The 21,506-nt window shown below is 55.6% G+C and carries 19 protein-coding genes; 15 read left to right on the top strand and 4 right to left on the bottom strand.

What is annotated here, in order from left to right; genetic code table 11:
- Position 1: 1 nt before the first annotated feature.
- The 5 genes from AC5LBQ_RS01925 (at position 2) to AC5LBQ_RS01905 (ending at position 5,078) form a co-directional block, all read left to right on the top strand.
- A complete protein-coding gene (locus AC5LBQ_RS01925; RefSeq protein ID WP_295026206.1) occupies positions 2-292 on the top strand; it encodes a hypothetical protein in 291 nt (96 codons plus the stop codon).
- A 407-nt stretch (positions 293-699) separates the two neighbouring features.
- Complete coding sequence (gene dnaK / locus AC5LBQ_RS01920) at positions 700-2,574, top strand: molecular chaperone DnaK (protein WP_493264468.1); 1,875 nt, start codon at positions 700-702, stop codon at positions 2,572-2,574.
- Positions 2,571-3,371 carry a nucleotide exchange factor GrpE gene (locus AC5LBQ_RS01915; protein WP_493264467.1) on the top strand — a complete coding sequence of 267 codons (801 nt, stop codon included), beginning with the start codon at positions 2,571-2,573 and terminating at the stop codon, positions 3,369-3,371. Before dnaK ends, AC5LBQ_RS01915 begins: the two co-directional genes overlap by 4 nt.
- A 34-nt stretch (positions 3,372-3,405) precedes the next feature.
- On the top strand, positions 3,406-4,506 hold the full coding sequence (locus AC5LBQ_RS01910) for a DnaJ C-terminal domain-containing protein (protein WP_295026201.1): 1,101 nt from the start codon (positions 3,406-3,408) through the stop codon (positions 4,504-4,506).
- An 8-nt stretch (positions 4,507-4,514) separates the two neighbouring features.
- The gene (locus AC5LBQ_RS01905; protein ID WP_282922299.1) at positions 4,515-5,078 is read left to right on the top strand and encodes a heat shock protein transcriptional repressor HspR; all 564 of its coding nucleotides are present in this window, start codon (positions 4,515-4,517) and stop codon (positions 5,076-5,078) included.
- A gap of 130 nt (positions 5,079-5,208) precedes the next feature.
- Here AC5LBQ_RS01905 and AC5LBQ_RS01900 read toward each other — a convergent pair whose 3' ends face one another.
- Entirely contained in the window at positions 5,209-5,457 is a 249-nt protein-coding gene (locus AC5LBQ_RS01900) for an Rv0909 family putative TA system antitoxin (protein WP_493264466.1), read from the bottom strand.
- 186 nt (positions 5,458-5,643) lie between these two features.
- On the opposite strand from AC5LBQ_RS01900, the gene AC5LBQ_RS01895 reads away from it, so the two are divergent.
- From AC5LBQ_RS01895 to AC5LBQ_RS01885, 3 genes are all read left to right on the top strand, one after another.
- The gene (locus AC5LBQ_RS01895; RefSeq protein WP_493264465.1) at positions 5,644-8,388 is read left to right on the top strand and encodes an ATP-dependent Clp protease ATP-binding subunit; all 2,745 of its coding nucleotides are present in this window, start codon (positions 5,644-5,646) and stop codon (positions 8,386-8,388) included.
- 186 nt (positions 8,389-8,574) lie between these two features.
- Positions 8,575-9,225, top strand: a complete 651-nt coding sequence (locus AC5LBQ_RS01890) for a TetR/AcrR family transcriptional regulator (RefSeq protein ID WP_493264464.1) — start codon at positions 8,575-8,577, stop codon at positions 9,223-9,225.
- A 24-nt stretch (positions 9,226-9,249) separates the two neighbouring features.
- A complete protein-coding gene (locus tag AC5LBQ_RS01885; protein WP_493264463.1) occupies positions 9,250-10,200 on the top strand; it encodes a serine hydrolase domain-containing protein in 951 nt (316 codons plus the stop codon).
- Between the two features lie 32 nt (positions 10,201-10,232).
- On the opposite strand, the gene AC5LBQ_RS01880 is transcribed toward AC5LBQ_RS01885, so the two are convergent.
- Positions 10,233-10,934, bottom strand: coding sequence for a TrmH family RNA methyltransferase (locus AC5LBQ_RS01880; RefSeq protein ID WP_295026193.1), 702 nt, complete (start codon positions 10,932-10,934; stop codon positions 10,233-10,235).
- Between the two features lie 23 nt (positions 10,935-10,957).
- Between AC5LBQ_RS01880 and pyrE the strand changes: the two genes are divergently transcribed.
- Together pyrE and fbaA are read left to right on the top strand one after the other, a co-directional pair.
- Positions 10,958-11,527 (top strand): orotate phosphoribosyltransferase, encoded by a 570-nt coding sequence (gene pyrE / locus AC5LBQ_RS01875; protein ID WP_295026191.1) that lies wholly within the window; start codon positions 10,958-10,960, stop codon positions 11,525-11,527.
- Between the two features lie 198 nt (positions 11,528-11,725).
- Positions 11,726-12,751 (top strand): class II fructose-bisphosphate aldolase, encoded by a 1,026-nt coding sequence (fbaA, locus tag AC5LBQ_RS01870; RefSeq protein WP_282922292.1) that lies wholly within the window; start codon positions 11,726-11,728, stop codon positions 12,749-12,751.
- 105 nt (positions 12,752-12,856) lie between these two features.
- Here the strand turns inward: fbaA and AC5LBQ_RS01865 are convergent, their stop codons facing one another.
- On the bottom strand, positions 12,857-14,155 hold the full coding sequence (locus AC5LBQ_RS01865; protein WP_491680319.1) for an ROK family protein: 1,299 nt from the start codon (positions 14,153-14,155) through the stop codon (positions 12,857-12,859).
- 313 nt (positions 14,156-14,468) lie between these two features.
- Between AC5LBQ_RS01865 and AC5LBQ_RS01860 the strand changes: the two genes are divergently transcribed.
- From AC5LBQ_RS01860 to AC5LBQ_RS01845, 4 genes are read left to right on the top strand one after another with little or no spacing between them, the layout of a single operon-like run.
- Positions 14,469-15,923, top strand: a complete 1,455-nt coding sequence (locus AC5LBQ_RS01860) for a xylulokinase (RefSeq protein WP_491680320.1) — start codon at positions 14,469-14,471, stop codon at positions 15,921-15,923.
- A 5-nt stretch (positions 15,924-15,928) separates the two neighbouring features.
- The gene (locus AC5LBQ_RS01855; RefSeq protein ID WP_282922289.1) at positions 15,929-17,005 is read left to right on the top strand and encodes an ABC transporter permease; all 1,077 of its coding nucleotides are present in this window, start codon (positions 15,929-15,931) and stop codon (positions 17,003-17,005) included.
- 2 nt (positions 17,006-17,007) lie between these two features.
- A complete protein-coding gene (locus AC5LBQ_RS01850) occupies positions 17,008-18,009 on the top strand; it encodes a substrate-binding domain-containing protein (RefSeq protein WP_295026185.1) in 1,002 nt (333 codons plus the stop codon).
- A 48-nt stretch (positions 18,010-18,057) separates the two neighbouring features.
- Positions 18,058-19,590, top strand: a complete 1,533-nt coding sequence (locus AC5LBQ_RS01845) for a sugar ABC transporter ATP-binding protein (RefSeq protein WP_295026184.1) — start codon at positions 18,058-18,060, stop codon at positions 19,588-19,590.
- A 36-nt stretch (positions 19,591-19,626) separates the two neighbouring features.
- Here the strand turns inward: AC5LBQ_RS01845 and AC5LBQ_RS01840 are convergent, their stop codons facing one another.
- Entirely contained in the window at positions 19,627-20,478 is an 852-nt protein-coding gene (locus tag AC5LBQ_RS01840; protein WP_295026387.1) for an SDR family NAD(P)-dependent oxidoreductase, read from the bottom strand.
- Positions 20,479-20,677: 199 nt separating this feature from the next.
- On the opposite strand from AC5LBQ_RS01840, the gene AC5LBQ_RS01835 reads away from it, so the two are divergent.
- Positions 20,678-21,505: an HAD-IIA family hydrolase gene (locus tag AC5LBQ_RS01835; protein ID WP_295026385.1), complete on the top strand. Its 828-nt coding sequence runs from the start codon at positions 20,678-20,680 to the stop codon at positions 21,503-21,505.
- The last annotated feature ends 1 nt before the right edge of the window (position 21,506 follow it).

Raw genomic sequence — 21,506 nt, 5'->3', positions numbered from 1 at the left:
AATGAGCGAGCAACTCAGCGGTACAGACAAGCTGCAGACACCTCAGATGTTTGCGGTAGCTGTGGCTTCCACAGCTGGTCGCAGTGCCTACGATAATGTCCCCGTTTTCCCCAAGGTTGTCGCTCCCAGCAACGTGAATCGGGCGGATGGCGAGGCCCGAGCCTTTAAATCTGGCACGCTCGCTGAAGCGGTAAACAGGCTGGTCGGTCGTCCTTCCTTTAATGTTCCCGCTTCGGGAATCGTGGGGATTCTCAGCTCCCGCACGGTGGCTAACCAGGGCTTTGCTGCCTAGTTTGCGGGGTTTGGAAAACATTCTTTTTTCTTCATGATGTTCTCCTTTCGGGGCAAGGCGTCCGGGATTTTTTCCGGGCGCCTTGCCTTTTCTGGGTTGGGTGGCGCTTTCTGCCGGCCGTGTTGCGAGTGGGGTGTTGCTAATTCGCGATTAAATCGTGGTAGGTGGCCATATAGACCAGCAACCCCGATTTAATCTCAAATTTGGATCGCGCAGTCCCTTATTGTGTTCCGGGAATAAAACCGCTCTTTCAGAAGTTGAGTTAGATAGACTCAAGTTTTGCAGTCTTAGGTAGACAAGGAAAATCACCTGAGCTAAAATTGAGTCGTTAGAACTCAAGATTCCTAGTTCTTGGGTTTGAAATGTAAAGAATACGAACACACACAAAGAAAAAGGGGAGAAACACAATGGCAAAAGCAGTAGGCATCGACTTGGGAACCACAAACTCGGCTCTGGCAGTTTTGGAAGGTGGTGAACCCACGATTATCGCCAACGCGGAGGGGATGCGCACCACGCCTTCCGTGGTGGCGTTCTCAAAGACGGGCGAAGTCCTGGTGGGCGAAGTCGCCAAGCGCCAGGCAGTCACGAACGTGGACCGCACCATTTCTTCGGTGAAGCGCCATATGGGCACCGACTGGAAGGTCGCCATCGACGACAAGGAATACACTCCGCAGGAGATTTCGGCTCGTATCCTCAGCAAGCTAAAGCAGGATGCCGAAGCCTACCTGGGTGAAAGCGTGGAATCCGCGGTCATTACCGTTCCGGCATACTTCAACGACTCGCAGCGTACCGCGACTCAGGAAGCTGGTCAGATTGCGGGGCTGAAGGTGCTGCGTATCATCAACGAACCGACCGCGGCGGCGCTGGCCTACGGCCTGGAAAAGGGCCGGGAGGACGAGCTGATCCTGGTATTCGACCTGGGTGGCGGCACCTTCGACGTGTCCTTGCTGGAAGTCGGCAAGGACGATGATGGGTTTTCCACCATTCAGGTGCGCGCCACCAACGGCGATAACAAGCTGGGCGGTGACGACTGGGACCAGCGCGTCGTAGATTGGCTGGTTGACCAGGTTAAGACCAAGGACGGCGTGGATTTGTCCAAGGACAAAATCGCGTTGCAGCGTCTGCGTGACGCCGCCGAACAGGCCAAGAAGGAACTGTCCAGCGCGATGAGCACGAACATCAACCTGCAGTACCTGTCCATGAGCGAAAACGGCCCGATTCACCTGGACGAAAAGCTCACGCGAGCCAAGTTCGAGGAAATGACCGAGGACCTGCTCAATCGCTGCAAAAACCCGTTCAACGCGGTCGTCAAGGACGCCGGCATCAAGCTCAGCGAAATCGACCACGTGGTGATGGTCGGTGGCTCCACCCGGATGCCCGCCGTAACCGAGCTGGTCAAGGAGCTGACCGGCGGCCGCGAGCCGAATAAGGGTGTGAACCCCGATGAGGTCGTGGCGGTGGGGGCAGCTCTCCAGGCGGGCGTGATTGAAGGCGACCGCAAGGACGTTCTGCTCATTGACGTGACCCCCTTGAGCTTGGGTATCGAAACCAAGGGCGGCATTATGACTCCGCTGATTGAGCGCAACACCGCCATTCCGACCAAGCACTCCGAGGTCTTTTCGACCGCTGAGGACAATCAGCCTTCCGTGCTGATTCAGGTCTACCAAGGGGAACGTCAGTTCGCCCGCGACAACAAGCCGCTGGGAACTTTTGAACTGACCGGCATTGCTCCGGCGCCGCGCGGGTTGCCGCAAATCGAGGTTACCTTCGACATTGACGCCAACGGTATCGTTCACGTCTCGGCAAAGGACCGCGGCACCGGTCAGGAGCAGTCCATGACCATCACCGGCGGATCGTCCCTACCGAAGGACGAAATCGACCGCATGATTAAGGAAGCCGAAGCTCACGCTGCCGAAGATAAGCAGCGCCGCGACGAAGCCGAGGTGCGTAACGGCGCTGAACAGGCCGTTTACCGCATTGAGAAACTGCTGAAGGACAACGCTGAAAAGCTGCCTGAAGACGTGGTGGCTCCGGTGAAGGAATCTTTGGAACACCTTAAGAAGGCTAACGAAGGTGAGGACATCGAGGCTATCAAGACAGCGATGAGCGAACTGGAGGAAAAGGCCCAGGCCATTGGTCAGGCTCTCTACGCCCACGCGCAGGAAAACGAGTCGGCGCCGGCAGACGGTGCTTCTGCCGAAACCAACACCGCCTCCAACGATGATGACGAAGTGATTGATGCTGAAGTCATCGATGAAGACGATGAGGGCGGTAACAAGTGAGCGAAGACAAACTCAGTCAAGAAGCCCGCAAGGCGTATGCCGAAGCTCAAAAGGACTTCGATAAAGCCGCTGCTCACGAAGCCGAAAAGGCCAGTGAGGCACAGAAGTCTGCGGAGACTGAGGCCAAAGCCAAGTCGGGCTCCAAGAAAGGCAAGAAGGCGAAATCCGCGGCGGACTATTCCGCGCCAAGCCACGCTTCCCCCGGTGACTCTGCTGGTCACGAGGCCGGGGGGGCGGCTCAGGCGGGCGACAAACCCGCCTCGGGCGAAGCGGATGAACTGACCAGCGAGCTGGCTCAGGCGCAAGAGGACCGCATCGCGGCTCTGAATCAGGAGCTGGATCAGGTCAAGGACGATTTGGCGCGGGCGCGGGCGGATTTGTATAACCTCCAGCAGGAGTACAGCAACTACGCCAAACGCACCAAGGCGGAGATTCCCCAGCAGCAGGAAGCCGGGGTTGCCTCGGTGGTCGATGCCCTGATGGGCGTGTTGGACGACATCGATTTGGCTCGCCAGCACGGGGATCTGGAAGGTCCGTTTGGCGCGGTGGCGACGAAATTGGAATCCGCGTTACAGACCCGGTTTAAAGTCAAGCGCTACGGGGCGGTCGGGGACACCTTCGATCCAAATCTGCACCAGGCCATTCAAATGGCACCGGGTTCAGATGACGATGGGGAACACGTCATCGACGCGGTGGCGCAGCCGGGCTACCTGATGGGCGAACGGGTCCTGCGCGCTGCCATGGTGGTGGTGGGAGTTGAGAAAAACTCCTCTCCCGACCAACCTTCTGAGGCGTGAATCGTGAACCAAGAAAATGGAAAGGGGGTAAGCGATGGGCACCAATGATTGGATTGATAAGGACTATTACGCGGTCCTGGGAGTATCGAAGGGCGTGACGGATAAAGACCTGAAAAAGGCCTATCGCAAGCTCGCGCGTCAATATCACCCAGACCAGAATCCCGGCGATAAAGCTGCCGAGGAAAAATTCAAAGAAATCGGTGAGGCATACTCGGTTCTCTCCGATCCTGAACAGCGTCAGAAGTACGATGCCTTGCGGGCCATGGCCTCTGGCGGTCCCCGATTTCGGGCCGGGGGTTCCCGTCACGGTTCCGCCTCCGATTTCGAGGACGTGTTTTCGGCGATGTTTTCTGGCGGCTACGGCGGGGGCAGTACCACTTACGGCAAAACCGGACCGGATTTGAGCGATATTCTCAACACGTTCACCCGCTACGCGGATAGCGCTGACGGAGCGGGTCCGGGTGCGTCCTACACCGGTTTTGGGCAGGGTTTTTCCGGTTATCCGGGAGGAGCCCGGCCCGCGGCTGAGCCTAGTTATGGTGCCGGGGCGCCCAATGCGGGGGCACGTAAGTTCGCCTTCCGTGCGCAAGACGGTGCCGACCTCACGGCTTCCACGAAGCTGACCTTTAAACAGGCTTATAACGGCGCCACCATTCGCCTCAAGCTGCACGGTGAGGTAATTAGTGTGCGGATTCCTCCGGGGGTTCGGGACGGGCAAAAGATTCGTCTGAAAGGTAAGGGCAAGCCGGGCGTTAACGGCGGCGAACCGGGCAACCTGGTGGTGACCTGCAATGTTTCCCCGCATCCTTTCCTGCAGTTGGACGGCAAGGATTTGCTGTTTACCCTGCCGATTACCTTTGCGGAGGCCGTCAATGGGGCGCTCATTGAAGTGCCGCTGCCAGATGGCACGACCGTGAAAGTTAATGTACCTAGCGGTACACAATCTGGTGAGGAAATCCGCATTCCCGGATACGGCCTGCACACTAAGAAGGGGCGGGGGAATCTGCGCTTGACGGTGCAGGTCGCTGTGCCGCAAAAGCTCTCGCGAGCTGCCAAGAAAGCCGTCGATGATTTCGCGGCGGCGACTCGCAGCGCTGATCCGCGTGCCGAGTTGGATCGGAAGGTCGCGCTTTAGGAGGTGTCATGAGCCTAATCGATGAGATGAACGCGGCCCTGTCGCTGCTGTATTCCAACAATCGGCGGCTGGTCGAGACGATTCTGACCAAAGAATTCGGTGGGGCTCGAGGCGCTGGGGGGCTCAGCGAGGTGGAGGCTCAGCAAGTTTGGGTTAAACCCCGATTCCGGGTGTCTCAGGCAGCCGAACTGATGAGTATCCACCCGCAGACCCTGCGTCAATATGACCGGATGGGTCTGGTGGTTCCGGGACGCACCGGCGGGGGCGGGCGGCGCTACTCGCTGCGGGACTTGGCTCGGCTGCACCAGGTGCAAACTTTGTCTCAAGGGGAGGGTGTGAACCTGGAGGGGGTTCGGCGCATCATGGCTCTGCAACGGCGCGTGGATGAACTCGAAGCGGAAAACGCGGCGCTCGCTCTGGCGGCCAACCGGCAGAACCGGGTCTTTGCCGCCTCTTCCAGCGGTGAAGTCACCAAACTGAACCGCGGGCAGCGTCCCGAAAAAACCCAATCACTCGGTTTCCCTCTGGAAATGTCCTCCCAGTCGGGTGCCCTGGTGGTGTGGGGTCAATAGGGGTGTGGGAGTGAATGGCTTTGCTTGGTTATCCCGCACTTTCGGTTAAAAACCGCGGGGGCGCCGGTATCCCCAGCGTCCCCCGGAATAATCCTCTTAATCAGGGATTACGAAGCCAACATTCGAGGCCTTACTTGCCGCCCAACTTGTCGTCAGCAGCATTGCGGGCAGCGTCAATCTTGTCCGCGAACTTGCCGCCGGTAGCCTTATTGGCAGCGCCGGCAATGTCGTCCAAAACCTTGTCGGTCTTTTCCTCGGAAGTCACCGCGTCCTTGGCGGCGTCCACCGCGTCTTTGGCCTTATCGCCCAAATCTTTAGCGGCGTCCTTGGCTTTGTCACCCAAATCCTTAGCCTTGCCAGTCAAATCTTCAAAACCCATGAGAACTCCTTCTTGTTTAAAAACTGAAATTGGTAATTCTTTTCTATCAGACTTCACCGGAGCGCGGAAGGGAATTGACCAAATTACGCAGAGAGTGAAAACCCAGATTTTACTTTTCTATCGCGGAATGCGCCGCCCGCAAATGCTGTTTATATAAGTGCCGAATGGCGAAAGGGAATGATATCTATGGACCAAAAATTTACGACCAAGTCTCAGGAGGCTCTGGCGACGGCACTGCGTACCGCGGGGGCGGCTGGCAACGCCATGCTGGAACCGATACACCTGTTGTCTGCGTTACTGGAGGACCGTGAGGGGATTGCTTTCGAGGTCCTCAGCAGTGTGGCCGATGCCGACGCAATCGGCCGGGAAGTGCGCCGTGAACTTGCGTCTTTGCCGGGAGCGACCGGCGAATCAGTGGCGGAACCGCAGCCTTCCCAGGCTATGTTAAATGTCATCAGTGCGGCTGGCACGAAAGCCCAAGAGCGGGGCGATGATTACGTTTCCACCGAACACCTGCTGTTGGGGTTGGCGGACAACGAAGGCAAAGCTGGCAAGATTCTGCGCGATGCGGGAGCGAGCGACAAAAAACTGCGCCAAGTCATTAAAAAGGTTCGCGGAGACGCCAAAGTGACCTCCCCGAACCCCGAAGCCACGTTTAAGGCGCTGGAAAAATACGGCGACGACCTGACCCAGCGGGCTATGGACGGCAAACTCGACCCGGTCATTGGGCGCGATGCCGAAATCCGGCGCGTTATCCAGGTACTCAGCCGGCGCACCAAGAACAACCCGGTGCTCATCGGGGAACCCGGCGTGGGTAAAACCGCTGTGGTGGAAGGCTTAGCGCAGCGTATCGTGGCGGGAGACGTGCCGGATTCCTTAAAGCACAAGCACCTCATTGCCCTCGATTTGGCTGCGATGGTGGCGGGGGCGCAATACCGTGGCCAGTTTGAGGAACGCCTTAAGGCGGTACTGGAAGAAATTAAGAACGCCGAGGGCGAAGTGGTGACCTTCATTGACGAGCTTCACACCGTGGTCGGGGCGGGAGCCAGCGGAGGTTCGATGGATGCCTCGAATATGCTGAAACCCATGTTGGCGCGCGGTGAGTTGCGCCTGGTGGGGGCCACGACTTTGGACGAATACCGCGAACACATCGAAAAGGATCCGGCTTTGGAACGCCGGTTCCAAACCGTGTTCGTGGGGGAGCCCAGCGTGGAGGACACCGTCGCGATTTTGCGCGGCATTGCCCCGAAATATGAAGCCCATCACAAGGTGACTATCGCGGACGGGGCATTGGTGGCGGCCGCGCAGCTTTCTAATCGCTATATTTCCGGGCGTCAGCTGCCAGATAAGGCTATCGACTTGATTGACGAGGCGGCTTCTCGGCTGCGGATGGAACTGGATTCTTCCCCGGAGGAAATCGATTCCCTGCGCCGCGAAGTCGAGCGGGTCAATATGGAGCTGTCTTATTTGAACGCCTCCGACCCGGATCGCTCCGATCCGGCGACCGCGGGGCGGGTGGCGCAACTGCAGGCCAGCTTGGATGAAAAGCAGGCTCATCTGGACCGGCTGAATCTGCGGTGGGAAGCCGAAAAGGCCGGTCACAACCGGGTCGGTGAACTGCGTGTGAAGTTGGACGAACTGAATACGGCTTTGGAACAAGCCATGCGCGAGGGGCGTTGGGAGGACGCAGGCCGCCTGCAAAATGGCGAAATTCCAGCGATTAAAGCCCAGATTGCGGCCGCGGAAGGTGACTCGTCGAGCGAGGGTTCGGCGGGGCAAGCCTCCGTAGATTCCCCAGATTCTGTAACGGACAGTACAAAACTGGGTTCTGCGGGCATCAATGGAGCTGAGGAAGGTCCCATGATTGCCGAGAAAGTCGATGCTGCCGAAATCGCGGAAGTGGTTGCGGCTTGGACGGGGATTCCGGTCGGCAAGCTGCTGCGGGGTGAATCCGAGAAGCTGCTGCACATGGAGGAATACCTGGGACAGCGTCTCATCGGGCAAAAGGCCGCGGTGAGGGCGGTGGCGAACGCGGTGCGCCGGGCGCGTGCCGGCGTGTCTGATCCGAATCGTCCCACGGGTTCTTTCCTGTTCCTCGGTCCTACCGGGGTGGGCAAGACTGAGCTGGCTAAAGCTCTGGCCGATTTCCTATTTGACGACGAAAAGGCTTTGACCCGCATTGATATGAGTGAATACGGTGAGAAGCACTCGGTCGCACGCCTGATTGGAGCCCCTCCGGGCTATGTCGGTTACGAGGAAGGCGGCCAGCTGACTGAAGCCGTGCGGCGGCGCCCCTACGGGGTGGTGCTGCTCGATGAGGTCGAAAAGGCACACCCGGATGTGTACGACATTTTGCTGCAGGTCCTGGACGATGGTCGTTTGACTGACGGCCAGGGTCGCACGGTTGATTTCCGCAACGTGATTCTGGTGCTGACCTCGAATCTGGGGTCCCAGTTCCTGATGGATCGCGCGGCTGACCATGCTGAGGCGCGCCGCCAGGTCTTGGATTTGGTGCGTGCCGCTTTCAAGCCGGAGTTCTTAAACCGTCTGGACGAAACCATCATGTTTGAGGCGCTTTCCACCGAGGACCTGGAACAGATTGTCGACATTCAGATTCACCAGCTGACGGCGCGCTTGGCGGAAACGCAGCTGACCCTCGAGGTCACCGAGGCGGCGCGGTCCTGGCTGGCGGTAACCGGCTACGACCCGACTTACGGAGCGCGTCCGCTGCGCCGTCTGATACAGCGTGAAATCGGCGACCAGCTGGCGGAAAAGCTGCTGGCGGGCGATGTCGCTCCCGGTTCTACAGTGGTCGTGGATATGCCCGATTTCAGCCCCACCGATTTAATAAAATCTGGGGATTTGAGTGAATTGACAGGACCAATGTCAGATCAATATCGGCTGGAGCTGCGGGTGAAAAACCCTCAATAATCCGATAAATTACCTGTTCAAGGCGGTGCAGATGTGATTTTGCGCCGCCTTGAGGTAATTTTTACCTGGAGACCGCGTCTCAAAACGTGGAAGTTTACCGGGTGGTAAGTTAGGATTAGATGTGAGTTTCCTGGCATTTTACTGGGAATATCTATTTAAAGTGTTGGTTTACCAGCGGGAGAGGTTATGGTTGCGGAAAAACGGGAGCGCGGCCCCTATCAATCGGGCCTAGCAAGGCGTGAAGCAATCCTGGACGCGGCTGTTGATTTACTCGCTGAGGTCGGCTATCACGGTATGTCTCTGCGTGACGTCGCCCGTCACGTAGGCATTTCGCATCCCGGGGTCATCTACCACTTTCCCTCCAAAGAGGCTCTCTTAATGAGCGTGGTGCAGCGCTACGAAACGCAGGTTGGTTTTGACCTGGATAACCTTGAAAAGTTAGACGCGTTGCCGGTTTTGGACACCTTGTTAGAGGTCACCTCACGCCTGAACGAAAATCCCATGATTATCGAAGTGGAATGCATGATGATGGTGGAAGCCTCGTCTGAGATTCATCCCGCCCATGATCATTACATGCGCCGCTCTGAACGTTTGCTTAGCGTTTTAAAGCGGGTTTGGTCTCGCCTACAGCAGGACGGCAAAGTCGCCGCCACAGAAGATCCGACTCATTTAGCGGAAATTCACGCCGCCGTTTATAACGGCATCATGATTCATTGGCTTTATGACAGGGAATTCGACGCGGCGGAGGAACTGTCGCGTTATTTCCTCTCGGTGTTCCTGCCTGAGTATCAGGAGGAACTGCTGTTGCACTACCGGGAGTCCGGCTGGATTCATTAATTTGTATCGGTCGGTCAAAAACTGATGAGTGTAGCATTCGGGTCTCTCGAGGTGGCGCACCTGCCGGCACGCCGGGGTTTTAACTTTCCTTATGCCTTAGCGGTTTTGTCGCGTCAATCCAGCGGGAATGTCTACGTGTGGACAGCTGCTTCCGACCCGGCGGACCTCAACCGGCCTTTTCCCTGGATGTCGGTCACCAAGTTCTTGGTCGCAGTGGCATTTTGGCGTCAATCCCTGGCCGCGCCCGCGCTGTCTTTACACACCTTGGTCGGCTCCCCGGCGGCTGCGGAAGTGAAGCTGGTGGACTTGCTCTCGCACTGTTCCGGTCTGCCTTTTGATGCACCGATGGCCGCGCCTGGCCAACCTCGCCTGGGGGTAGAGTTCGGGATTGCTCGTCCCGATGCGCGCGCAATTGCGCCGTTTACCAAGCGAATCTACTCGAACTACAACTTCGAATTGGCCGGGGAGATAGCGGAAAAGGCCGTGGGCAAACCGTGGGCGGACTGGGTGCGAGAAACGGTCTTGGAACCTCTTGGAATGAACGGTACAGTTTTATCACGCTCTCCGGCGTGGGGTGCGGTGGGCCCGGTGAGCGACCTGGCACGCCTAGCAGGGGAACTGTTAAGCCCCGAAGCGGGAGTTCTCGGCTTTACCGAGCGTGACCTTGATGGGTTTTGCGCTCCGCAGCATCCCGGACTGCGTGGACTGCTGCCGGGATACGGACCGCAGAAGGACAATCTCTGGGCGACCGGGGTGGAGTTGCACGGCGTGAAGTCGCCACACTATTTGCCGGTGTCTTTCCCCCCGGAGGTCATCGGCCACTTCGGGCAGTCGGGGTCGTTCATCTGGGTGGACCGCGTGGCCGGGACGGCGGGCGCGTTCCTGGGTGCGCAAAAGTTTGGTCCGGTTCACAAGGCGCTGTGGCCCGACCTCAACGCCCAGATTCGCGAGCTTGCTCTCTTGGCGCAACAGTGAGGTGCGGGATTTTCGGGGTGCATCCTGGCGAACTACGAGTCTGCGGGGCTGGCGGGACGTGGCGGATAGGTGCGCCGCCAAGCCCAGATACTGATGGCGGCCGCGTGGCCCACGTTTAGTGACCGGGTCGAACCATACTGCGTAATCTGTACTAATCGTTCCAAAACGTTTTGCATGGCAGGGGTCAGGCCCTGTGATTCCTCGCCGAAAACCATCAGGGTGCGCGGAGGCAGCACGACGGTTTCTAGCGGTTCGGCGCCGGGGAAATTATCCATCCCCACTAACGTGAGTTCCTGCTGGGCGGCGTACGCCACTAGATCCCGTACCGCCGGGTGGTAGTGCAGGTGCAGGTAGCGGTCCGTAACCATTGCTCCGCGCCGGTTAAACCGCCGCCTGCCCACGATGTGGACGTGGCGCACTCCCAGGCCGTTCGCGGTGCGGATGATGGATCCGGTATTGAAATCGTGACCCACGTTCTCAATCGCGATTTCCAGCGTGGGTTCCCCCGGTCCAGACTGTAACAATCGGTCCAAATCTTCCCTGATGGCCTCCTGCTTCCAATACCGGTAGTGGTCCGGCACATTGCGCGCGTCGCCGTCCCGCAGCAACTCCGGGTCATATTGGGGACCGACCGGCAGAGGCTGATCAGTCGGCCAGGGACCCACCCCCACCGTTCCAGGCGCTAACTCTGCCGGGTCTGCAGGACTATCCACCGGTTTATTGCTCTCATCCACGCTTTACACTTTATGCTTAAAGCGTGAAAAAGAATGATCCGCAGCTGACAAAACTCGCTGAACTTGTGAAAACCCTTTCCGTGGTCCACGGGAAAGTTACTCTGGCATCGGGCAAAGAATCGGACTTTTATGTCGATATGCGCCGCGCTACCTTGCACCACGAGGCCGCCCCGCTGATTGGCCATGTCATGCTGGATTTGCTGGAAGAAAATGGGTTCCCCGTTTCGGAAATCGACGCGGTGGGCGGGTTGACGATGGGCGCTGACCCGGTCGCCACGGCGATGCTGCACGCAGCGGCGGCCCGAGGCTTGAGCCTCGATGCTTTCGTGGTGCGTAAAGAAGCGAAAGACCACGGCATGAAACGCCAGATTGAAGGCCCGGAAGTGGCGGGTAAGCGTGTCGTCGTCCTGGAGGACACCTCGACCACCGGCGGTTCGCCCCTTCAAGCTGCCCAAGCCTTGAAGGATGCGGGCGCTGAAATCGTCGCTGTGGCGGTAGTGGTCGACCGCGCCACCGGGGCGAAAGAAAAAATCGAAGCTGCCGGCTATCCTTATTTTGCGGCGCTGGGTCTAGCGGACTTGGGACTGGCATAACGTTCCTTAGAACCAACCCGCCTGTCCGGCCGCGCCGCCGCAACCTCCCTTGTGCTAGGGCCAATTGACTTTTGCCCTCCAGCTTTTCTTCGGTAAAACCAGGCTGGGAAATCCGCGAAAGACGCGAAAACTGCGAGCAAAAGTGAAAGAATGGAACACGTCATCAGACAAACCGACGCTATATAAAAGGAGATAATTGTGGCTCTTGCAACCCCCGAAGTTTATAAGGAAATGCTGAAGCGCGCCAAGGAAAACAAGTTCGCCTACCCGGCTATCAATGTGACTTCCTCGCAGACGCTGACCGCTGCCCTGCGTGGTTTCGCCGAAGCCGAATCTGACGGCATCATTCAGGTGTCCGTGGGCGGTGCGGAATACTGGTCTGGCTCAACGATTAAGGATCGCGTGGCGGGTTCGCTGGCTATGGCGGCTTATGTTCGTGAAGTTGCTCAGAATTACCCGGTTAACGTGGCTATTCACACCGACCACTGCACCGAGGACAAGCTGGCCTCCTGGACTGAAGCGCTCATCGACCTGGAAATCGAGGAAGTGAAGGCCGGCCGTTTACCGTTCTATCAATCCCATATGTTTGACGGTTCTTCCATTCCTCTGGCAAAGAACCTCGAAGTTGCCAAGCGCCTGTTGCCCAAGGCGGCCGCGGCCAAGACCATCCTCGAGGTGGAAATCGGCGTCGTCGGCGGCGAAGAAGACGGCGTTGTCGGGGAAATCAACGAAAAGCTCTACACCACCACCGAGGACGGCATTAAGACTGTCGAAGCGCTGGGCTTGGGCGAAAACGGCCAGTACCTGACCGCTTTGACCTTCGGCAACGTCCACGGTGTGTACAAGCCGGGCCACGTCAAGCTGCGTCCCGAACTCTTGGGCACCATTCAGGAGGAAGTCGGCGCGCACTTCAATGCCGGCAACCGCCCGTTCGACCTGGTGATGCACGGCGGCTCAGGCTCCTCTGCCGAGGAAATCGCCACCGCGGTAGCCAATGGCGTCATCAAGATGAACGTTGACACCGATACCCAGTATGCGTTCACTCGTCCGGTCGTGGACTTCATGATGAAGAACTACGAGGGCGTGCTGAAGGTTGACGGCGAAGTCGGCATTAAGAAGCAGTACGACCCGCGTGCTTGGGGCAAGGCGGCAGAAGCCGGGATGGCCGCGCGCGTTGTCGAGGCTTGCGAGCGTCTGGGTTCGGTCGGGACCAAGATGAAGTAAACCGCGTCTGTCTTACGGAGGGGAGCCCGCCCGGGTTCCCCTCCTTTTTATGCAGATGAGAATCACGAGGAGAAACGAATACTCGATTTCGATCGTAATTTTGCCTCAGTCGATGAAAGTTGTCGGTGTTTCATCAACCGGGAAATAAGACAAGGCAATATCGGTAGGACATTGCCAAGATTCTGGGGCACTGAGGAAGTGCAGCAAGGAATTCCAAGCCGCACCCTGCAGAGAAGAACCTTCCTTAACAATTGATTCTTGTAAGTTGATTTCCATCCACTTAGAGCACAATGCGCGACGGGTAAGTTCATCGCGAAGTGCGTCTTCGTAATAGGGAAGTAATTTTTTCAACACTCCGCCCAGGACAATGGTGGTGACATCAACCAGGTTGATATAGGTGGATAGAGCGCGTCCCAGATATATCCCACAAAGCCTTACCGCTTCGGTCGCTTGGGAATTGCCCTTGTGTAAGCTCGCAAATAGTTGTTCCCACGGTGAATTTGCTGGTAAGCCGGCTCGGTCCAGAAGATTCTCTTTGTCTATATACGCGTCTAAACAACCTACTGCTCCACAATCGCAGGGCCGATCTTCATCGCTGACTGCGATATGTGCAATTTCACCGGCCCATCCATGCAACCCCGAAGAAACTTTTCCATCGAGTACCAGAGCAGAACCGATTGCGCTATTTTGAGAAATAAAAATAAAATCACTGAGCTCCTGCCCTGTTTTTTGCCGAGCTATACTCTCGGCTAACGCAGAAAGATTTGCTGTATTCTGGTAGTCAACCGGTACCTGGGTATTGAGCTTCGAGCGGAAGTTGTTCTCCAAATCAATGTTTCTCCACCCCAAATGAGGCGACATGTGCAAGTTACTGGTTGAGGATGAAATAATTCCCGAGAATCCACAGGTAATCCCGCACAGAGACAAACCAGAGCGTTGTATCTGGGTAGTTAACTCGTTCACCATAGATGCAAGTTTTCCAAGTGTGCTCTGAGGTGAGTAGGCGGGCACGTCAACTTGGTCAAATTGTTCGGCAATGATGTTTCCGCGCAAATCCATCACGCAGGCACAGATGTAATCTTGACCAACTTCGGCTCCAATGCTCCCGTGAGTACGTCTGGCGGGAGTCAACATAATGGAAGGTCGGCCGGAAGGTCCGATTCGGGTAGAGCCTTCTTTGATGATGCCGAAGTCGATGAGACGTTCTATGAGCCTGGTTACAGTTGAGCGGTTGAGCCCTGTCTCATTTGCAAGGTCGGCTCGAGACATGACTTCAGAGCCGGTAACGATGCGATTGGCCAGCAGTTGCAGATTGTGATTACGCAAGGATTCCGCCCGCATTCCGGGGACTTCGTGATCCGAGGACTGCAAGGACGTTTGTTTCGATTTGGCTGCTCTACTCAAGTTGACTCCCTTGTCATCTGGGACAATCATATCCCAAATTAGTCTTTCTCCACTCAGATTCAAAGAGTGTTAGTTGCTAAAAGCAACTTAACATCCTGGCGAGGGAGGGTTTTTTCACACTGTTTGTGAGTGAAACCAAAACCTTTTCAGGGAATCAACCCTAAACTCAGGGAAAAATTGGGTAAATCTCGTGTTTAGAAAAAGTTATAAAAGACGCTTGACAGGATTTGCCAGAAGGTGCTAACGTGCATAGTGCAACAAAGGCAGCTCTGGGCGGCGATGCTCAGAGTCTAGTGACACGATGAGGTGGAACGTGAGTAACCGGTTGGTAGCAGGAGTAGATTCCTCGACACAGTCATGCAAAATCATGATTCGTGACGCTGACACCGGTGTACTGGTGCGTTCTGGAATGGCTTTTCATCGTACCGGGACCACAGTCAATCCTGCGGTTTGGGTGCGGGCCTTCGACGAAGCGGTACAGCAGGCTGGAGGCTTAGAAGATATCTGCGCTATTTCAGTAGCGGGTCAGCAGCATGGTCTGGTTACTTTGGATGAAAACGGTGAAGTCGTTCGTGATGCTGTGCTCTGGAATGATACCAGCGCGGGAGCTGACGCCAAGGACTTAATCACAGAGTTAGGGCGGGGGGATGATACTGCAGGACGGAAAGCCTGGGTGGCAAAGACGGGTTCAGTACCGGTTTCATCGCTAACCGTCAGTAAGTTGCGTCATCTCGCGGTGAACGAACCGGAAAATCTCTCCCGAACTCGTGCTATCGCCCTTCCTCATGACTACCTGACCTGGAAAATCACCAAGAGGAACAAAATCACGGATTTGGTGACTGATAGGTCAGATGCATCGGGCACCGGCTACTTTGACCCGGTGGAAAATGTCTACTTACCTGACATTTTGGAGTTAGCTGCAGGCAAATCCGGCGCAGACTTGGTTCTTCCGAAAGTTCTCGGTCCCCATACTCCTGTCGGGGAGTTCAGTGTGCTAGGCCATGAAATGCTTGTTGGTCCCGGAGCTGGGGACAACGCCGGAGCTGCTCTTGGTCTTGACCAGAAACCTGGTCATGTCATCATTTCTCTGGGTACCTCAGGTGTCGTCTCCTTAGTCTCGAAAAAACCCACCTGTGATGAAATCGGTGAAGTTACTGGTTTCGCTGATGCAACCGGCAATTACCTTCCGTTGGTGTGCACGCTCAACGCGTCTCGAGTGCTTGATACTACGGCGGCGGCCTTAGGCGTCAATTATGAGAGGTTTTCTGAATTTGCACTGAGCGCACCTCCAGGGTCTGAAGGTTTGGTGATGGTTCCTTATCTCACCGGCGAACGTACTCCGAATGCGCCGTTAGCTACCGGCTCTCTCTTGGGCATTCGAGGAGATAACTTGACCGCGTCAAATATTGCTCGATCGGCAGTGGAAGGGATGCTGTGCCTAGTGGGATACGGCCTCGAAATCTTCAAGAGATTAGGCGTGGAAGTCAACGCAGTTTCCCTAATTGGCGGTGGGGCAAAGTCTGAGGCAGTGAGGCGTATTGCCCCGTCTGTCTTAGGGGTAAAGGTCACAATACCGGAGACTGGGGAATACGTGGCCGATGGCGCCGCACGCCAGGCCGCTTGGGTTCTCAACGGAGGGACTCGTCCACCCGTCTGGTCGCCCCGGTTGACCTCCTCATATACCGCGCAATCGCAACCTTTTATTATGGAACGCTATCAAGAAGTCAATGGCCTTTACGCCGATACGACACAGTTAGAATTGGAGTAAGCGAGATGAAAAAATTTCGTCTACCGCAGGAGCTGGGAGTTGCCGGGGTGGTCCTGGCTGTGGGTATCATCATGGGTATCATATCCCCGGCTTTTCGCACCTTAGATAACCTTGAAGTGCTATTCCTCAATGGTTCTGTGGTGTTGTTCTTGGCCTTAGGTCAAACTTTTGTACTGCTAACAGGTGGTATCGACCTGTCTGTAGGGTCTAACATCGCCTTGACCGGGGTCATCGCAGCAATGGCGATGCAATCCGGCGTTCCTTGGTGGGCAGCGGCTCTCATCGCCATACTTGTCGGTGTTGGTGTGGGACTGTTCAACGGAGCGATGGTGTATTGGGGCAAGATGCCGCCTTTTATCGTCACCTTCGCAACTTTTGGCATTTCGGCGTCGATTCCGAAGATTCTCACCGACGCGAAATCGGTTACCGTTTCAGACCCCATGTTTGCGATTTTCGGACGCGGGCGTCTATTTGGAATCCCGATACCTGTAGTTATGGTGTTGATTGCAGCTGTCCTTTGTGCGTTGTTCCTTCGACATACCGCCACTGGCGTACATATTTATGCAGTTGGTGGCAATCCGGCAACATCTCGGTTGGCTGGTATTAACGTTGCCAAGATTACTGTCTTGGTTTACGTAATCTCAGGTGTGACTGCAGCTTGTGGCGGCATCATCACCGCTTCGCGTCTGATGGTGGGGTATCCCACGGCAGGTTCTGGAACTGAACAGTTCTATTCAATCGCATCTGCTGTGGTCGGCGGGGTTTCACTTTTTGGCGGGGTCGGCTCAATTCCCGGTGCTTTTTTGGGAGCGCTGCTCATCGCCGAGGTCTCAAACGGCATGAATGTCATAGGAGTGTCTTCTTACTGGCAACCTTTGGTTATTGGCGTAATTATCTTGATTGGTGTGCTTATTGACACAAATCGCCGAGGCTTCTCGATACGCCGTTTGCTTCAGCATTTTATGAAACCTAGCGGTTCCGCAACGACTCCAGATTCTCCTGCACAAGGAGACAAAATGCTTGAACACTCAACGAGTGTAAAAGATGATCAGAAAACACAACCCTCACTGAAAGAAGGATAGAAATGAAAAAAATTCTGGCAACCTTAGGCGTGGGAGCACTTGCCGCCTTCGCTTTATCTGCCTGCAGCAATGCGCTGGATACCGGAACTTCTGCAAGTTCCGAAAAGGATAATGGGGCGGCGTCTATTCCTGCAGCCTGCAAGGGAGACAATCCCTATTTGGCAGTACTTTTGCCTAACCAGACAAATCCCTACTACGTAGCAATGAAGGAAGGCTTCGAGGACGAGGGCTCCAAGAATGGCTTCAAAGTCGAAGTTCAAATTGCAAATGACGACGATGCCAATCAGCTGGCTCAAGCCCAAGCTATGCTAGGTAAGAATCCCTGTGCCTTGGCGCTGAACCCGGTTAAATCTGAACCGGCCGCGGCTATTGTCAAGGCCGCAAATGATAAGGGCGTACCGGTGTTTACCGTTAATATCTCGGCTGATCCCGATGCTTTGAAAGCACAAGGGGCATCCGTAATTCAGTATTTGGGGGCCGATAACGCAGCTGGTGGAGCTCAGATGGCTGAGCAGATTATGAAAGATCTGGGTGCCGACACCGCAATGGAAATCGGCTTTGTCACCGAACCTGATGAGGTCGTAGTGGTAGAACGCGACGAAGGTTTTAAGAAAGCTATTGCAAAAAATCCCAACGCCAAGGTGGTAGCAGAAGTCGATGGCAACGTGAAGCTCACAGATTCATTAAACGTGACCTCTGAGATGCTGCAGGGGAATCCCGGAATCAGCGTAATCTTTGCGTCCACCGGTCCTGCTGCACAAGGTGCTGTGGAAGCGGTCAAAGCCTCTGGTAAGGATGTTAAGGTGTACGGATTCTGCGCGTCTGAAATGCAGACAGACGATGCCTATCCTGCCTGTGTCGCTCAGGAACCGGAAGACTACGGTCGTCGTACCGTACAGCAGATTAAGACTTATATAGGTGGAGGTGAGGTGGAAGAAAATATTCTTCGGCCCCTGAAGTTGTTCACTAAGGGCCAAACACCCGCTCCCGGTGAAGTCGGCTAATAATAACCAATCAGTAAACCTTCATCGAGAAGGAAGGAGACGCCTGCGATGATGGAAGTATTCGAAGCGCGAAATATTGCGAAATATTATTCTTCGGTGCCTGCTCTCGCAGGCGTCTCTATCAAAATTCATCCCGGTGAAATTGTTGGCTTGGTGGGTCACAATGGCGCTGGCAAATCTACCCTGTTGAAGGTCCTTTCGGGGGCTCATGGTGCAGATAGCGGACAAGTGCTGATCGATGGGACAGAAGTTAGCTTTACCTCACCAGCAGATGCCCTGGCAAAGGGCGTGGGGACCGTCTATCAAGAGCTGTCGTTGTTGCCGAATCTGACAGTAGCGCAAAATGTCTTTTTGGGAAGGGAAAAGTCTGATTGGAAAGGGCTTAAAAAGGAAGAAATGCGCAGCCAGGCAAAAGAGCTGGTACAGCGTTTCGGTATCGACGTAAACGTTGATACGCCCCTGGGCCACTATGCTGTGGCGACGCGCCAACTTTTGGAGATTGCTGTCGCCACGTCTAAAAATATCAAGTACTTGCTATTGGATGAGCCAACGACCTCTCTGGAAGGTGAGCAGGTCGATTCCCTTTTGAAATATATTAAAAACTTGGCAGAACAATCCAATATCGGAGTGCTAATCGTCAACCATAAGCTCGATGAGTTATATCGTATTTGTGACAGAATTGTTGCTTTGGTTGACGGAAAAGTACGTATTGACGGTAATGTAAATGAAGTTTCCCACGAAGACGTGGTGGTGGCTATTGCCGGGGAGGATGCATCGAGCCTTATTGATTCGGAGCCAAAGAGGGAAACCATACCTGAGCCAGCTTCAGAACTATCAGAAGTGCGGGGCAGCAGCGAACCGTTAGTACAGGTCAGGGAGCTTCGCTCCGCAGTATTAAAAGGTGTTAACCTCGATATTTATCCTGGAGAAGTGCTTGGAATTTATGGCCTGATTGGTTCGGGGAGAACCGAATTCCTCCGCGCGCTGGGCACATTGCATCCAATAGAGAGTGGAAGTATTTCTGTTCACGGTCAACCATTCCAAGGACATAAACCTATTGATTCATTAAAAGCAGGTTTGGTTTATGTTACTGAAGAAAGAAAAATGGACGGTATAGTTCCGCAACTTTCACCAATCGTAAATACGTCATTGCCTGTAATGAAACAATTTAGTAAGTTTACTTGGCTGAGTTTGAAAAAAATGGATTCTGCGATGCAGAGTATCCTCGCTCGGCTCCAAATTCGGGGTAACCTTCAAGGTCCTGTGGTCAGCCTTTCGGGTGGAAACCAACAGAAAGTTCTGCTGGGACGGGCTATTGCGCTGAATCCTCAGTTACTGATGCTTGATGAACCCACCAAAGGCGTGGATATCGGCGCTAAGGGTGAGATTCACCGCATATTCAAGGACATGGCGCATCAAGAGAATGTAGCGGTAGTGGTAGTTTCCTCTGAGGAAGAAGAAATCCTCGAAGTCTCTGACCGGGTATGCGTCTTTGCGCAGGGGCGCAATATTTGCGAACCCGAAGATGTCGCTAACTTCAGCGTCCAACGGTTACGCAAACTGGCTTGGTCTAAAGACTAAAAGCCCCAGAAACTGCACCCAAAGAGAGGCTCGACCTCACAGCGCCCGGGAGAATAGGCGGGAGTTGAACAGGGCGCGCATCAGCCAGCGGGGAGCCAGGCGCGCGCCCGCCATCGCGATTTTGTACCGAACGGTCGGGGTGACCAGGACGCGGCGGTGGCGAGCTGCTTCGATGGCGGCTCTGACGACTGTTTCGGGGTCGACAAAGCCGTATTCGGGCCAGACTGAGGCGTTCATCTGGGCTGATTGGTGGAACTCGGTTTTCATTAGTCCCGGTGCCACGGCGGTGATGGATACGCCGGTGCCGCGCAGCTCGGTAGAAACAGCCTCGCTAAAGAACCGCACCCACGTCTTCATCGCCGCGTAGGTGCCCATAGCGGTGTAGGCGGTAGCGGAGGAAACATTGATGATGACCCCGCCGCCCGAAGCTTTCCCCAGCGCGGGCTGACCGGTCAATTTTTGTAACAACCGTTCCACTTTGCCGGGTGTGCGGCGATGGGTACGTGACCCCATCGCTTGTGCGCCCTCAAACGTCAGCCGGCACAAGGCCCGCACCATCACCTCTAGGGCTTCGTCCTCGCGGTCCCACTTTCCGCCCACAAAAGTTTGCCCCAAACCAAAACCCGCGTTGTTGACCAGCACCGCGACCGGGCGGGAGTCGTCGCGCAGGCGGCGAATGACCGCATACTGACCGGCCTTGGTGGACAAATCTTCGACCAAAACTTCCGTTTCGACGCCCAGAGTGGTGTGAATCCGCTGCGCCAAAGCCTCCAAACGGTCTTGACGCCTGGCGACCAGTACGACGTTGAGCGGCTCGGCAGCCAATTGCCAGGCAAACTCCTCACCTAAACCGCTGGAAGCCCCCGTAATCAGCGCCCATTTCGCCACAAAAATCACCCAATCATTGCAATAAATTCTTCTATTGCATAACCTTATAAGTGAACGTTTGAGTTGCCAAAGCCGGCGCGTCCGGTAGTCTTTGCCGGTGTTCCGGCGTTGGGGGTTCTGTCGCCTCCCCAGAATCTGGGGACCGAAGTAAATTGAGGGGAACACATTGAAAAGCCAAACAGCTGACAAACTTGAAGCGATGATGGACGCGACTTTCGGCACGAAAGAGGACCGGGAAAAGGAAATCACCCCGGTCATGAAACCCGTCAAGTACTGGCTGACCGACATGGACGGCGTCCTGGTGCATGAAACCAAGGCGATTCCAGGTGCGGCTGAGTTCCTGCAAGCCCTGCGGGACAAGGGCCGGGAATACCTGGTTTTGACCAACAACTCCATCTTTACGCCTCGCGATCTCTCCGCACGTCTGGCGGCTTCCGGCCTGGAGGTCCCCGAGGAACGCATCTGGACTTCCGCGCTGGCCACCGCGTCTTTCCTGAAAACCCAGTCCCCGAAATCCAGCGCTTATGTGGTGGGCGAAGCCGGTTTGACCACCGCCCTGTACCAGGCGGGCTACGTCATGACTTCCACAGATCCGGAATACGTGGTGTTGGGCGAGACGCGCTCGTATTCTTTCGACCAGATTGCCACGGCGGTGCAGCTCATCAACAAGGGCGCCAAGTTTATCGCCACGAATCCTGACATGACCGGCCCCACCAAGGACGGCCCCATTCCTGCCACCGGCGCAATCGCCGCCATGATTACGGCCGCCACCGGCAAGAATCCGTACTTTATCGGCAAACCCAACCCGGTCATGTTCCGCACGGGATTGAACAAGATTGGCGCCCACTCCGAGGAAACCGCCATGATTGGCGACCGGATGGATACGGATATGTTGGCGGGGGTAGAGTCCGGTCTGCATACGTTCCTGGTGTTGACCGGTTCCACGGATCGCGAAGAAATCACTAATTTCTCTTATCGGCCTAACGAAGTCGTGGACTCGATTGCCGACATTATCGCCAGGGTATGAA

The organism is Mobiluncus sp., assembly GCF_985070215.1.
Note: the sequence above shows the minus strand (reverse complement) of the source record. Positions and strands in the feature narration are given on the sequence as shown.

Bases quoted from the DNA above. Each gene is read 5' to 3' on its own strand.
- AC5LBQ_RS01885 (WP_493264463.1), top strand. From the start codon at position 9,250: ATGAGTGTAGCATTCGGGTCTCTCGAGGTGGCGCACCTGCCGGCACGC.
- AC5LBQ_RS01850 (WP_295026185.1), top strand. From the start codon at position 17,008: ATGAAAAAAATTCTGGCAACCTTAGGCGTGGGAGCACTTGCCGCCTTC.
- AC5LBQ_RS01910 (WP_295026201.1), top strand. From the start codon at position 3,406: ATGGGCACCAATGATTGGATTGATAAGGACTATTACGCGGTCCTGGGA.
- AC5LBQ_RS01890 (WP_493264464.1), top strand. From the start codon at position 8,575: ATGGTTGCGGAAAAACGGGAGCGCGGCCCCTATCAATCGGGCCTAGCA.
- AC5LBQ_RS01845 (WP_295026184.1), top strand. From the start codon at position 18,058: ATGATGGAAGTATTCGAAGCGCGAAATATTGCGAAATATTATTCTTCG.
- AC5LBQ_RS01900 (WP_493264466.1), bottom strand. From the start codon at position 5,457: ATGGGTTTTGAAGATTTGACTGGCAAGGCTAAGGATTTGGGTGACAAA.
- AC5LBQ_RS01905 (WP_282922299.1), top strand. From the start codon at position 4,515: ATGAGCCTAATCGATGAGATGAACGCGGCCCTGTCGCTGCTGTATTCC.
- AC5LBQ_RS01925 (WP_295026206.1), top strand. From the start codon at position 2: ATGAGCGAGCAACTCAGCGGTACAGACAAGCTGCAGACACCTCAGATG.
- AC5LBQ_RS01855 (WP_282922289.1), top strand. From the start codon at position 15,929: ATGAAAAAATTTCGTCTACCGCAGGAGCTGGGAGTTGCCGGGGTGGTC.
- dnaK (WP_493264468.1), top strand. From the start codon at position 700: ATGGCAAAAGCAGTAGGCATCGACTTGGGAACCACAAACTCGGCTCTG.
- AC5LBQ_RS01895 (WP_493264465.1), top strand. From the start codon at position 5,644: ATGGACCAAAAATTTACGACCAAGTCTCAGGAGGCTCTGGCGACGGCA.
- AC5LBQ_RS01835 (WP_295026385.1), top strand. From the start codon at position 20,678: ATGATGGACGCGACTTTCGGCACGAAAGAGGACCGGGAAAAGGAAATC.